Here is a 12,637-nt window from a genome sequence, read left to right as displayed (position 1 = left end):
GCTGATATAATTTAAGCTATTTACAACTATGCAGAAAACAACAGACCTTCGTTAGGCAGTCCTTTAAAATGATCAGCATGAATTTTAATTGCCCGCAGTGAGGGAGAGAGAAAAATTGATCATCAGAGGGTGAAGAAACAGGATGAGTATGACTAAAGAGGAACTTAATTTTTAAACCATGATAAGAGCATATCTTTTATACACCGGGACAGACGGCAATTCTCATTTTAAAAGAGGCGTTATCGCAGAAGATGCATTGGTGCCGGCAGAGCGGACTTTGTTTAAGGAATCGCCTTCAAATTGCTCAACCGACTGGCATAATGACCCGGTTCCGCAATATGTGATCACACTATCGGGATACCTTGAATTTGAAACAAAAACAGGTGCAAAATTTACCATTCATCCTGGCGATGTTTTGTTGGCTACGGATGAAACAGGGACAGGGCATAGATGGCGAATGCTTAATCAGGAACCCTGGAAACGGATATATATCATTTTTCAGAAAGGAGCAGATACACGCTTTATAGCAGATGCCGACATGTAAATAAACTGTGCTCAATGAATCAGAGCCCTTTACCCGTATTTAATGCTCATCAATTTGTTTTCCGCAGTTAACGCTTCTCGACATTTGTAAGTTCTTTCAGTAATGTGACCCTCAATGAGAACGACATCGTGACTTTGAAAACGACCCATCAATTAATATAGAAATTTAATTCTATTGAAATGAAAAAAAGAGATGTTTTACTACTCCTTATTTTTTTATTGTTTGGGGAATTGGCAAGAGCTCAGGATCCAAAAATACCCGGAGGGAATTTTGGATTTAACAACATGGGTGCGGGCAGGTGGAATGCGCCGGGTTGGTATTATGTTCAATACCTGCAGGTATACTCAAACACTTCCACCCGTGATGGCAAGGGCGATCCTATTCCAGGGCCCAAGCTAACTTCTATTGTTACCCTTCAGCAGCTTATTTTTGTCTCAAAATTGACACTGCTTAATGGGAATGTAGCCTTCAATACACTTATACCTTTGGTTACAACCTCAGCCTCTCAGGTCAGTATTAATCCTAATCCCCTGGGCGATCTTTTAATCGGGCCCTATATTGAGTGGAATGATCAAAAGGTATTAGGAATTGATATGTTTTACCGTTTAGGAGTTAACGTTAGCTTTCCTACGGGAGCATTCAACGAACGCTTTGATTTCAATTCGAGCTTACACAGGTACAGGATCTTTCCTCATTTGGAGTTAACAGTTGTTCCGGTTGCTAAATTGGCAATAAGCGTTAAAAACAACATGTATTTTTTTACCCGCGAGGTTGGTTCACCCAAAAAGACAGGTACTGCCTACAATCTGAATTATGCTATAGAATATACGGTGGCCAACAGGTTGATTATTGGTGCAGTTGGTTACTACCTCACGCAACTTACCCAGGATTCTTATAATGGCGATCAAAATTACTACAGGAATAATTATGGAATAGATGAAACTAAAGAACGGGTTTTTGCCATAGGGCCCGGCGTTGGTTACACAACGCATAATAAGCTGTCATTAGAGTTAAAAGCGATGTGGGAAACCGGTGCGGTAAACCGCAGGCAAGGGTTCAGAAGTACGTTGGTAATAGCTTTTCCTCTTTAATAAGCTCCGCAATGCAATTAGTACACATTTTCCTATTTATCAAGCCTTTAAATTTATTTGATGATGGCTTGCCCGATTTTATTATTAAGATGATAATCCGGACAATTTGATGGTTTGATTTTGTTTAAATAATTGTTTATCAGATTTTTATATTTTATTACTATGATAATAACTGTTATCATGTGGGTTATGGTGAAAAATGCCTTTGGCTCATATTAATAAGATAATTTCGCAATATAAAAGCATCTCGATTTTCGAGGAGTTGCAGCGAGAAAAATAAATAAATATTGTTTTTAGTATACATTTTAATATTGAAAAATGGCAAACAACATTGAAAACAAAGTCGTCGTAATTACGGGGGCAAGTAGCGGGCTGGGTGAAGCAACTGCGAAGTACCTGGCTGAACGAGGCGCAATCCTGGTACTGGGTGCAAGGCGCGCTGATCTTTTAGAACAAATTGTTCAAAGCATCACAGCAGCGGGCGGTAAGGCTATCTACCAAAAAACAGATGTAAGGGTTAAGGAGCAGGTAGGTTCGTTAGTAAACAAAGCCTTAGAAAATTATGGGCGTGTTGATGTTATCGTCAATAATGCCGGTATAATGCCAATTGCGCCAATGGCAGAGGTACGAACAGATGAATGGGACAGGATGATTGATATCAACATCAAAGGCGTACTTTATGGCATTGCAGCAGCTTTACCTATTTTTCAAAAACAAGGTTCGGGGCATTTTATTAATATCGGATCTGTGGCAGGCATAAAAGTTTTCAGTCCGGGGGGCACCGTTTACAGCGGAACCAAATATGCAGTTCGCGCCATAAGTGACGGCCTTAGACAGGAAGTTGGGGGTAGTATACGTACAACTACTATTGAACCCGGCGCTGTTGATTCGGAGCTCAAGTTTAGTACCTCACATGAGCAAAGTGCCGAAAATGTAAAAGAGTTTTACAAGAAGGCTATACCTGCTGTTACGATTGCTAAAGCTATTGCTTATGCCATTGAACAGCCATCTGATGTAGATATTAACGAGATCGTGATCAGGCCTACTGTTCAGGACTTTTGACCTTGTAGCAGCGCCACCAGATCAGGAAATAAAACCTGAAGCTGAGCCCTTATTTACGAAAAAATATTAATTACAGTATCGGAAGTTACAGTAAAAGGAAAGCTATTGCCTTGTTTGTAAAAACAAACTTGGTTGATACGTGGCTGAAAATCATCATCATTTCAAAAAAGATTTCCGAAAATTTCAAATGTTAATAATTAAATAATTGCGTCATGAGTATAGTTTCAATTAATCCCGCAAACGGGAAAACGATTAAAACCTACACTGAAATAAGCACAGAGGAGGTAAATAAAAAGATTGAGGATGTGCATCAGGCATGGATCAGCTGGAAAAGGTCGGCACACGAAACCCGCAGCGAATTATTGATCAGGATGGCCGGCGTTTTACGGCAACGTAAACAGGAGTTAGCCACGCTAATGGCAAATGAAATGGGCAAACCGATCACTCAGGGAATTTCTGAAGTGGAAAAATGTGCAATTTGCTGTGAATATTACGCAGAGAATGGTCCTAAGCATTTAGCCGACCGCCTTATCCAAACGGAAGCAACCAAGAGCTTTGTTACTTTTCAACCGATAGGCGTAGTTCTGGCTGTTATGCCCTGGAATTTTCCACTATGGCAAGTATTCCGTTTTCTGGCACCTGCGCTTGCAGCAGGAAACTGCGGTGTGCTCAAACACGCTTCAAATGTACCCGGCTGCGCGGTCGCTATCGAAGAGATCGTGAAACAAGCTGGCTTTCCGGATAATGTTTTTCTTACCCTGCTAATCGGTAGCAGCAAGGTTTCGGGTATTATTGAACACCCGCACATCAAAGCGGTTACCATTACCGGGAGTACCAATGCCGGTATCCAGGTTGCTACAAAAGCAGGTTCTGTGCTTAAAAAAGTAGTGCTGGAGCTTGGCGGCAGCGATGCCTACGTGGTACTGGCAGATGCTGATCTGGAAGAAGCGGCAGAAACCTGTGTGGGCAGCAGACTTATTAACAGCGGGCAAAGTTGTATTGCTGCCAAAAGATTTATTGTAGAAAAATCAGTGATTGAAACATTTACAGCATTGTTTCTGAAAAAGATGAAGGCCATGAAAACCGGAGACCCATTAGACCCCAGCACTGATGTGGGGCCGCAGGCCAGAGTAGATCTGAGGGATGAACTTCATAATCAAGTAACCAGATCTGTGGAAAAAGGTGCTGTATGTATTTTAGGCGGAGAAGTTCCTCCGGGTGATAATGCTTTTTATCCGCCAACTATTTTGACCAAGGTGAAGCCCGGCATGGCAGCATACAGCGAGGAATTTTTTGGGCCCGTTGCATCTATCATTGAAGCTGAAGATGAATCTGATGCTATCAGGATCGCAAATGATAGTGTTTTCGGTTTGGGTTCTGCAGTGTTCACAAAAGATGTGGCTAAGGGTGAAAGAATAGCAAAAACGGAGCTTGAGGCTGGTTCCAGTTATGTTAATCACCGCGTGTTATCAGACCCAAGATTACCGTTTGGAGGCACAAAAACATCCGGACACGGAAGAGAACTTAGCGATTTTGGGATCCATGAATTTGTAAACATCAAATCGATTTACGTAAAATAGGGTGAGATCATTTTTGAAACAATCTCGTCCGGACATCAGCAATCTATAACCATTTTTAACGATAATGTTTATAGATTGCTGATGCTCAAATGTATAGTGGATTCAGCTTTGTGATCCACGGTATATGAGATCAGTTTAATCGCTCTGTTAGCCAAAAAATTGCCTTTTCTGTCAATAATGGCCGTGAGTGGGTCAGGAAATTTTTCATGTAAGCTTGCTTACGATGTCTTTGCAGCCAGTATTCATCTTCCCATTCCTCTACCAAAACAAACAGTTCCTCATCTTCAATTGATTGATGAAGGTCAAACCTTGTGCAGCCAAGCTCAACACGTGACTGGGTGATCAGGTCGATCAGAAAGGATCTGAGATCCAGCGAATGACCTTTTTTTGTTTTCAGCAAACCGTAACTATAGATAGTCATACGCTAATCGGATCAGAAATCATTTACAAGCTTTAATAGTTTTTGCTTTGTATTTTGTAATATTATAAGTGATGTAAAGTGTTTTATATTCAATTACTTAGGCGTATACAAATATTAATCAAAATTGCTCCGGTTATTTATTATTAAGATAATAAATGTCATAATTTAATTGATAGCTATAACCTCAAAAAGCTTATCTACACACTTTTAATCGCTGTTAGTAAAGCATACCAACTCTAAATGAATGTGTATTTTATTAATCGATAAAGTCATATTCTCAGGCTCTTCCATCAAAAAAATCTTTGGGTGCAGAACCTATCAGCCATTTGATAACACATATAATTCCACTGATATACAACACGTGGTTCCTGATGCGAAATTTGACTTATACAAAGTCGCATTTAAAAACAGTAAGGAAAGATCCAATACTGCGAATATGGCAGATTAAACAGAGGAAGCTAATCACCGAGAAGATTGACAAGAAAAAGACGACCTAACAGTAATAAAACAGCGCAATATTTACCATTTAGTCAAAACAATCATGAAAAAGAAAGTTTTAATCATTGCATCTAATACCAATACTATTGGTCCATACAAAAGACGAACCGGAAACTTTTTACCGGAAGTGGCACATCCTTATGCCGAATTTACAAGAGCAAATTACCAGGTTGATTTTGCCACTTTAACAGGAGAAAGCCCATATCTTGATAATCTTGAATCTGCAGCAGACCCTGACAATCTTGCTTTTTTAACCGGTGAAGGCTGGGTGGCGATGCGAAAAGCCGTTAAACTTTCTACCGTTGATGTTAGTAAATATGATGGAATCTTCATTCCGGGAGGGCTTGCACCCTTAGTTGATATGGCAGACGACGCGCTGATCAAAAAAGTGGTTAAAGAAACCTACGAGCGCGGTGCAGTTGTTGGAGCCGTTTGCCATGGCCCGGTTTCATTCTTAAATGTTAAACTCAGCGATGGCAGTTACCTGGTGAACGGTAAAAATATTTCCTCTTTCACAACAGAAGAAGAAGATGGTTATGCCCGGGCCGATGTACCCTTTGATCTGCAAACCGAGTTAACCGCCCAAGGCGCTATTTATCATACAGTGGCACCGTGGCAACCTTTCAGCATTACCGATGGCAATCTGGTAACCGGCCAAAACCCTGCTTCTGGTAAAGGCGCCGGTGAAAAGATTGTTGCCATTCTCGGAAAATCTAATTAATAACTATCCTAATGGCTGTACTGCTTTTTGTAAAAGCTGCAGCCATTTTTTCATACCTCCCGGTTTGTAAAGGCTTATCTCAATAGGGGGCATCAAATACTAAACAAAATGGAAAAATCACGAATTCATGTTATCGCTAAATGGACGGTTAAAGCCGGCGAATTAGAAACTGTACTGGCATTGTTATCGCAGGTTGCTAAAGCGAGTATTGAAGAAGAAGGTAATTTATTCTATAAGGTACAACAGGATAACACAGACCCCAATATCTTACTATTATTTGAAGGATATAAGGATGAGGCAGCCGCTGCTCAGCATCGTAATTCTTCACATTTCCAGACGTTGGTAATCGGTAAAATAGTTCCCTTACTTGATGCGCGTGAAATTAATGTTACTACCCCGCTTACGTTGTAAACTGAAGTTTTACATAAAAAGTACAGGCTCCTGGATATCATAATTTGAACCTGTAACCTAACCTCAAAGCATACTGTTGATCGGCACCGCTTATTCTGTATACATCTTTTTTTATTCCGGTTTCCAATCCGTTTCGGAATGTAAAGCCTGCAGACAAACCGTACATTAATGAGCTTGCAGCTGGAATATTCCTGTTAATATTGTCTGATGACGAGGGCTTTGAAAACGAATAATGACTATCACCGCGAAATGCCACCCCTAAAGCGCCATCAATATAGAATATGCGCGATAACATATAACGCACCCCGCCTTTAAGTGGCACATAACTGTACTGAGTGCGGTAATAATTCTCTTCTTCGGAATCAAACTTATGACTAGCGGCAGATGGAAATTTATTATAACCAGTGGAAATATAGCCGCTGAGACCGGATCCCAGATCACGATATACAGCCAACTCTAAGCCAGGTACAAATTGTCCATAGGAAGAAAGATCTGTTAAACCTGCTGTTGCTGCAATACCAATTGACCACGCGTCAGAGCGGTCGCCAGATTTAGGTGCCTTTTGAAATACTGAATTATAGGCAATTCCTGCTTCCCATCCGATCGATGTTTTTAGCAAGCCGTGTGTTTGTGTGTAATAATCGTTCGCATTGTTATTTTGCCTGTAAGCCGAAGGATTTGACCAGATGTAGGAATATCGATTTAAAGATGGCCCTGCCATAATGCTAAAATGTTTGCTGATCCGGGCGTTGAGCATCAGTTTAGCCTGCATCCACCGCTCGTCCCACGTTTGTGAAATTGGTATGCGGAAATTACCTTCTGCGGATATGTAAAGGCTACGTCTCAGTTTAAAATCATGGCCTGCTCCCAAACCCGCGGCAAAAAGCTTTTGGCTGGCAAAAGTGTTGGCGCTAACCAGCAGTGTTGTATAAAAATCATGCGTTCCGCTTTTAAAAGTGATGTTTGTGCTGGCCATGTTATTAGCAGAATAGGCTATCTGATAAAATCCGTTATGTACAATATTGATCAATCCTATGCTAATTCCCTGAGAGGTATCAGTAACGTTTACCAGGCCAAGCTGCACACCTTTCAGGTGTTTGGTTGAATTATGCAGCAAACCTAATTGTAATCCATTAGCCTCCGCCTCAGCGCGGTTGATAAATAATGAAAGCTGCGCACCTCTTAATGTATCCAATGTAACATTATCCACTCCTGCAATTTGTAATCCCGTCATATTGCCGCCAACCAGGTTAAAGATGCCTGCCATCTGCAGATATTCTGAATTTTCTTTGTTAATATTGAAAAGCCCGCCAATTTCAAATCCTTTAACACCGGCAGTGTAACCGCCTGCCAGATTGAGGGAAAAGTTATTCACCACCTGGGGACTAAACATGCCATGCGTGCTTAGGCCGGGCGTAAGCGATACCTGGAAAGGGCGTTTGGCAAAAAAATCAGGAATGTTCAAACTTTGTATCTTTTGCCGGGCCGAGATCAGCCAACTGCCCAGTGCCGTCCGTTCTACCCGGTTATTTTTAGTGCGGGAATTTTCATAAGTCTGGCTGTCGTTACGGTACGTGACCGATACAGCCTGCAGAAATGTTACCATGGTATCTCGGTATCTCAATTTGCTTACCGTTATCCTAACCGGATTATCATTGTTTTTCTTGAGCTTTAAGCGAAAATAGCCATGATCATCTGTCAAAGTAGATGCCAGCTGTTGCTTCTCATAAACACTGGCGTTCATGAGGCGCTCGCCCGTCCGTTCGTCTGTTACTAATCCACTGATCGAATAGTTATCACTTTCGTCAGTAAAATCTGTATTGGATAACGTAAGGCTGCGGAGTTTGGGTGTTATAATTAAATAATTTTTACGCTCTTCGTAAGCAAATCGATTTGAAAAAATCTGGGTGAGAACCTGCGCAATTTTCTTTTCGGTAACTTGAATAGTGACTGTACTGTCTTTGGGTATCAATTGGCTGTCATAAGAAAAGAAGAATTGGCCTTGCCTGCCTATCTCATCCAGAAGATCGGCCAGGCGCATGTTTTCTTCATGCAGGGTAATTTGCTTCTCAAGTATTGTTTGTCCAAATAATTGAGAAGTTGAGCAATAAATAAACACCCAGATTAAAAGCAAATATTTGGGTACGGCATGTTTGTATAAACAGTAAATATTTATCTGTACCGGAAGTTTATTTAAGTAGAATGGCCTCATTTGTTTTAATTACTTTGATTTTAAAGGTTCGGCCGATGACATCCAGAATATCTTCCAGTGATTCGTTCCTGAACGTAGTATTTAGCTTAAGACTATCTAATTTTGTGTTTTCAATAACTATGTGACAATCATATGCCTCATTGAGCGCATTCACTAATTGGGGCAGGGGAGTACCATCTGCTACAAACTCACGTGTACGATAATAATTATAAAACTTATTGGTACTTTGAGACAAAACGAACTTCTTGTTTTCTGGTAAAATACTGAGCTTTTCGTTAGGGCGAAGGAATAGCTTTTGATGCCCGTCTGTAACCGCTACCAATCCGGTTTCCACAATGACTTCCACACTTCCTGATTTGTTCTTGACATTGAACGAGGTGCCTAAAACCTGAATGCGGATTTTTCCCGCGTTAACAATAAATGGCTGGCTTGTACGGTGGATGACGCTGAAGAAAGCTTCTCCCCGGTCGAGCCATACTTCCCGCTTATCCTCATTAAAGCCTCTTGGATATTTGAAAGCGGTATTTTGATTTAATGTAACTACAGAGCCATCAGATAAAGTATCTGTCTTGACTTCCAGTTTGGCAGTTGAAAGTGACAACTGCCCATGATTTTTGTATTGCAGAAAGAACCACGAAACGCCGATGGTAATCAATAACATTGCCGCAATTTTTAACCACACACCCGGTAGCCGAATGGGGATGATTTTAGGCTGTTCTGTTTCTCTATCGAGAGTTTTTTGCTTAAACCGTTTCAATGATTCGCTGGCATCCATGGGTGTTTGCAAATTCAGATTTTCACTGGCCTGCCAAATGATCTGGAATTGTTTTAAGCGATGTGCATTTTCATCACTCATTTTTTGCCAGTCTTCCATTTCTGCAACTTGCCGGGCGGTTGCCTCCCCAAGCAAATAACTGATTAATATATCATCATTGATGTTCATAGTAATAATTTGATTGGAGTTATAGGATATTGATTACAAACCAGGTAATGAGTGGCAGGTAGTCGGCCAGTTTAGTCCGTAGTTTTTTAAGTGCCCTGCTCATTTGCGTTTCAACCGTTTTAATGGATAATCCTAATTGGGTTGCGATTTCAGCATATTTCAAATTCTCGAAACGGCTTAGCTGAAATATCGTACGGCACTGTTCGGGTAATCCGTTGATGGCGTGGTTTAAATTTTCTACCAATTCACGGTATTGCAATTGATGAGCAACGTTTTCTTCCTGGGTATCATCTCCCTGGTAACTTGATTCGTAAGCTTGTTTCACTTTTTGATGTTTTAGGTAATTAAGGCATTCGTGATGAACAGATCTGTATAAATAGGCTTTTAATGACGTATGTACCTGTAAGCCTGTTGGTTTTTCTAAAACCTTCCAAAACATATGATGCACCATTTCTTCTGCAATAATTTCATCACGTACCAATGTATAAGCGTAGCGGTATAAAGCGTCGAAATAGGTCAGATATATTTCGTCGAAATCATGCCCCCCATTTTTCAGTTTTGAAAATTCCAGTCTGTTTTTTGGATTTGTTGACAATGTTCTATTTTTATTGAATTTCTGATACTAAGACAACTCTGCCGGCTTAGACCCTGACAAAGCCAATTTTTTTAATAATGTAAACCCAGGATAAAGGAAAAGGAATTTATATGGTAGCGAAAAGCAAAATCAGCTTTCAGCCTCATCGTATAATAGTTATGCGGATTATTATCAGCAGACTATTTAAAAGACTTTCTTACTATTGTTATCCCGGTGTATGTGTAATCAACCTAACATGGATACAGGTGCGGGAGCATTTTCAGCAATCAATCCTTCCATTTTCAATTCCTCCCAAAAGGAATCCGGAATAGTATAATTGTTTATCGAGTTAACAATTTCACTGACCTGTTCAGGCAAGTGGGCACCGGGTATAACTGCAGATACCACTTCGGGAGCGGCACAAAACTGCAAAGCTGCAGATAATAAGCTTACTTCATGCCTTTCGGCAATATTTTGGATACCTGATAGTTTTTTAAACACACCTTCAGGATAAACGGTACCATAATCAAAACGCTCCTTTCCTGCCAGAAACCCGGCGTTAAGCGGAGCTCCAACAACAACAGATATTCCTCTTTCTTCGCACCTTGGAAAAACCAAATTCAATTCTTCGTCATGGTGGATCAAAGAATATTGAGTTGCTGAAAGCAAAATGTCGGGATCAGCTACTTCCAATGTTTTTAAAATTGGTTTTATGCTGTTAACTCCTATGCCCCATGCTTTGATAATGCCCTCTTCGCGCATCTTACTTAGTTCAGGCATGGCCCCGTGTTGAGCAGTATTAAAATATTCCGTCCAGTTTTCTTTCATGTCTGCATTTTCCGGGGAAATATCATGGATAAATACAATATCGACTGACGAGATTCCCATTCGCTGCAGGCTGTCTTCAATGCTGCGTCTTGTTCCGGATGCTGTGTAATCATAGCGATAACCAAAATTATGATTGCCTTTCCAGATGCTTTTTCTGCTATTAAAATTTTCTTGAGGATGTAAAATACGTCCGACTTTGGAAGATAAAGTATATTCTTGCTTGGGTTTGTTGCTAAGAAATAGCCCCATGCGGTGCTCGCTAATTCCCATGCCATATGATGGGGAGGTATCAAAATAACGGATTCCAGCATTCCAGGCAGCTTCCATTGTTTGATATGAAGCAAGATCATCGTTTACCTGAAAACCATTACCTATTGCAACACCGCCAAGCCCCAAACGGGTAAGCGGGCGATACCTTGCCTGATCTCTTTGAAAGCATGGTTTCATGTTTTATGATTTAGATGAGAATCAAAATCTGTTTCCATAGTTTCCAAAGCCGGCCAGCTTTTGGATAAAATAGCTTCTAACTGTTTAATTTCTTTCGGGTGAGCGCTAACTTTTCGTTTGCCAAAATGAAGGATGTTTTCTACAGGAGGGCTGCCTTCCCAAGCCAGTTTTATCACATTGTCAGCAATTTCCTGTCTGCATAAGTATTCAGGAATTACGGCAAAACCCGTATTGTTTGACAAACAACGCAGTATGGAACCATAAAAGGGTACCACATAGTTTGGACATAGCCGGGGTTCGGCATCAAAACTCGCGAACCAAAACCTTTTCAGATGTTCCATATCAGTAGCCGTTGAGTACCAGATTTGTGCTGTTAGCCATTCTTTGATAGCAGGCCGGTCATTTTTCTGTATCAAAGTCTCCAATTGGGAAGTATCCGTTTTACTGCCACAGATCAGAATGATCCGTTCTTTGGTAAAAGGAGTATATTCCAGGTTATGCTGTGTGCCTTTTTGTGGTGTCAGTATAAGATCTAATGTGCCGTTATTCAATTCCTGTAACATTTGCGGATAGTCACCAAACCGTGTTATCAGGTTAAACGGTAATTCTGAAACGTGCGCTTCAAGCATGAATTGAAATATCTCTATAGACATTCCAACGCTAACCGTGGGCTTTTCAAACTTTGATTTGTGATGAAAAATGTTTTCAGCCTCCTCAAGTTTATTCATGTGCTCGATTATAAAATTATAAAGCACCGTTCCTTTATCAGTTGCTATCATTCTCCGGGTATCGCGGTCAAAAAGCCGGCAACCGGTATAGGATTCCAGGGAGTTTATATGCAGGCTGGCACCCGGCTGAGAAATACAAAGGGTTTGCGCCGCTGCAGACAATGAGCGTGCTTCATAAGTGGCTTTAAAAGTCCTGAACCATTCTAAATTTATCATTGCTGTTGATTTAGGGTATCACTATTTATTTCTCTCGTAGTTCCGGCCAAACCGGGATTTTTATATATTGTTATATTGAAGGCAAAAGCCTGATTACTGCTTACCTTGAGACTACCCGCTGCCGGGTAGATCAAAACCATATACCTCTTAATTACTTTTGTTAGCTGAATACAAATAGATGATAATGTGTGATCATGAACTCAATCAGTTAACCAAAACAACTACATCTTTTGGGTATTCTTCCCGTAAAATCATTGAAAATTGAAGTCCCTGGTTTGTCTGTAAGTCTCCACAACTATACTTATAGAAAATTGCATGCCATTTGGATAAAGAAATTAAAAGGAAGAGTATTTATTCGGGA

General features: G+C 40.6%; 12 protein-coding genes. 6 read left to right on the top strand and 6 right to left on the bottom strand.

Features of this window, described 5'->3' with window-relative positions; all coding sequences use genetic code 11:
* The first annotated feature begins 178 nt into the window (after positions 1-178).
* The 4 genes from QWZ01_RS12465 to QWZ01_RS12450 all read left to right on the top strand — a co-directional run bounded on the left by QWZ01_RS12465 (position 179) and on the right by QWZ01_RS12450 (position 4,277).
* The gene (locus QWZ01_RS12465; RefSeq protein ID WP_290323664.1) at positions 179-544 is read left to right on the top strand and encodes a cupin domain-containing protein; all 366 of its coding nucleotides are present in this window, start codon (positions 179-181) and stop codon (positions 542-544) included.
* Between the two features lie 179 nt (positions 545-723).
* The gene (locus QWZ01_RS12460) at positions 724-1,635 is read left to right on the top strand and encodes a SphA family protein (protein WP_290323663.1); all 912 of its coding nucleotides are present in this window, start codon (positions 724-726) and stop codon (positions 1,633-1,635) included.
* A 318-nt stretch (positions 1,636-1,953) separates the two neighbouring features.
* Positions 1,954-2,697, top strand: a complete 744-nt coding sequence (locus QWZ01_RS12455; protein WP_290323662.1) for an SDR family oxidoreductase — start codon at positions 1,954-1,956, stop codon at positions 2,695-2,697.
* Between the two features lie 212 nt (positions 2,698-2,909).
* Complete coding sequence (locus QWZ01_RS12450) at positions 2,910-4,277, top strand: NAD-dependent succinate-semialdehyde dehydrogenase (protein ID WP_290323661.1); 1,368 nt, start codon at positions 2,910-2,912, stop codon at positions 4,275-4,277.
* 130 nt (positions 4,278-4,407) lie between these two features.
* On the opposite strand, the gene QWZ01_RS12445 is transcribed toward QWZ01_RS12450, so the two are convergent.
* Positions 4,408-4,698: a putative quinol monooxygenase gene (locus QWZ01_RS12445; protein WP_290323660.1), complete on the bottom strand. Its 291-nt coding sequence runs from the start codon at positions 4,696-4,698 to the stop codon at positions 4,408-4,410.
* A gap of 541 nt (positions 4,699-5,239) precedes the next feature.
* On the opposite strand from QWZ01_RS12445, the gene QWZ01_RS12440 reads away from it, so the two are divergent.
* Entirely contained in the window at positions 5,240-5,917 is a 678-nt protein-coding gene (locus tag QWZ01_RS12440; protein ID WP_290323659.1) for a type 1 glutamine amidotransferase domain-containing protein, read from the top strand.
* 108 nt (positions 5,918-6,025) lie between these two features.
* Positions 6,026-6,328 carry a putative quinol monooxygenase gene (locus QWZ01_RS12435; protein WP_290323658.1) on the top strand — a complete coding sequence of 101 codons (303 nt, stop codon included), beginning with the start codon at positions 6,026-6,028 and terminating at the stop codon, positions 6,326-6,328.
* A gap of 37 nt (positions 6,329-6,365) precedes the next feature.
* Here QWZ01_RS12435 and QWZ01_RS12430 read toward each other — a convergent pair whose 3' ends face one another.
* The 5 genes from QWZ01_RS12430 to QWZ01_RS12410 form a co-directional block, all read right to left on the bottom strand.
* Positions 6,366-8,540 carry an STN and carboxypeptidase regulatory-like domain-containing protein gene (locus QWZ01_RS12430; RefSeq protein ID WP_290323657.1) on the bottom strand — a complete coding sequence of 725 codons (2,175 nt, stop codon included), beginning with the start codon at positions 8,538-8,540 and terminating at the stop codon, positions 6,366-6,368.
* Complete coding sequence (locus tag QWZ01_RS12425; protein ID WP_290323656.1) at positions 8,518-9,483, bottom strand: FecR family protein; 966 nt, start codon at positions 9,481-9,483, stop codon at positions 8,518-8,520. The genes QWZ01_RS12430 and QWZ01_RS12425 overlap by 23 nt, the downstream gene beginning before the upstream one ends.
* A gap of 19 nt (positions 9,484-9,502) precedes the next feature.
* A complete protein-coding gene (locus tag QWZ01_RS12420) occupies positions 9,503-10,078 on the bottom strand; it encodes an RNA polymerase sigma-70 factor (protein ID WP_290323655.1) in 576 nt (191 codons plus the stop codon).
* Positions 10,079-10,303: 225 nt separating this feature from the next.
* Positions 10,304-11,332, bottom strand: a complete 1,029-nt coding sequence (locus QWZ01_RS12415; RefSeq protein WP_290323654.1) for an aldo/keto reductase — start codon at positions 11,330-11,332, stop codon at positions 10,304-10,306.
* Complete coding sequence (locus QWZ01_RS12410) at positions 11,329-12,276, bottom strand: LysR family transcriptional regulator (RefSeq protein WP_290323653.1); 948 nt, start codon at positions 12,274-12,276, stop codon at positions 11,329-11,331. The genes QWZ01_RS12415 and QWZ01_RS12410 overlap by 4 nt, the downstream gene beginning before the upstream one ends.
* Positions 12,277-12,637 lie beyond the last annotated feature (361 nt).

Source organism: Mucilaginibacter aquaedulcis (assembly GCF_030409325.1).
Lineage (GTDB): Bacteria > Bacteroidota > Bacteroidia > Sphingobacteriales > Sphingobacteriaceae > Mucilaginibacter > Mucilaginibacter aquaedulcis.
Note: the sequence above shows the minus strand (reverse complement) of the source record. Positions and strands in the feature narration are given on the sequence as shown.

Excerpts from the sequence above, each read along its gene's own strand:
- QWZ01_RS12465 (WP_290323664.1), top strand. The coding sequence starts at position 179 with ATGATAAGAGCATATCTTTTATACACCGGGACAGACGGCAATTCTCAT.
- QWZ01_RS12445 (WP_290323660.1), bottom strand. The coding sequence starts at position 4,698 with ATGACTATCTATAGTTACGGTTTGCTGAAAACAAAAAAAGGTCATTCG.
- QWZ01_RS12410 (WP_290323653.1), bottom strand. The coding sequence starts at position 12,276 with ATGATAAATTTAGAATGGTTCAGGACTTTTAAAGCCACTTATGAAGCA.
- QWZ01_RS12435 (WP_290323658.1), top strand. The coding sequence starts at position 6,026 with ATGGAAAAATCACGAATTCATGTTATCGCTAAATGGACGGTTAAAGCC.
- QWZ01_RS12460 (WP_290323663.1), top strand. The coding sequence starts at position 724 with ATGAAAAAAAGAGATGTTTTACTACTCCTTATTTTTTTATTGTTTGGG.
- QWZ01_RS12415 (WP_290323654.1), bottom strand. The coding sequence starts at position 11,332 with ATGAAACCATGCTTTCAAAGAGATCAGGCAAGGTATCGCCCGCTTACC.
- QWZ01_RS12430 (WP_290323657.1), bottom strand. The coding sequence starts at position 8,540 with ATGAGGCCATTCTACTTAAATAAACTTCCGGTACAGATAAATATTTAC.
- QWZ01_RS12450 (WP_290323661.1), top strand. The coding sequence starts at position 2,910 with ATGAGTATAGTTTCAATTAATCCCGCAAACGGGAAAACGATTAAAACC.
- QWZ01_RS12425 (WP_290323656.1), bottom strand. The coding sequence starts at position 9,483 with ATGAACATCAATGATGATATATTAATCAGTTATTTGCTTGGGGAGGCA.
- QWZ01_RS12440 (WP_290323659.1), top strand. The coding sequence starts at position 5,240 with ATGAAAAAGAAAGTTTTAATCATTGCATCTAATACCAATACTATTGGT.
- QWZ01_RS12455 (WP_290323662.1), top strand. The coding sequence starts at position 1,954 with ATGGCAAACAACATTGAAAACAAAGTCGTCGTAATTACGGGGGCAAGT.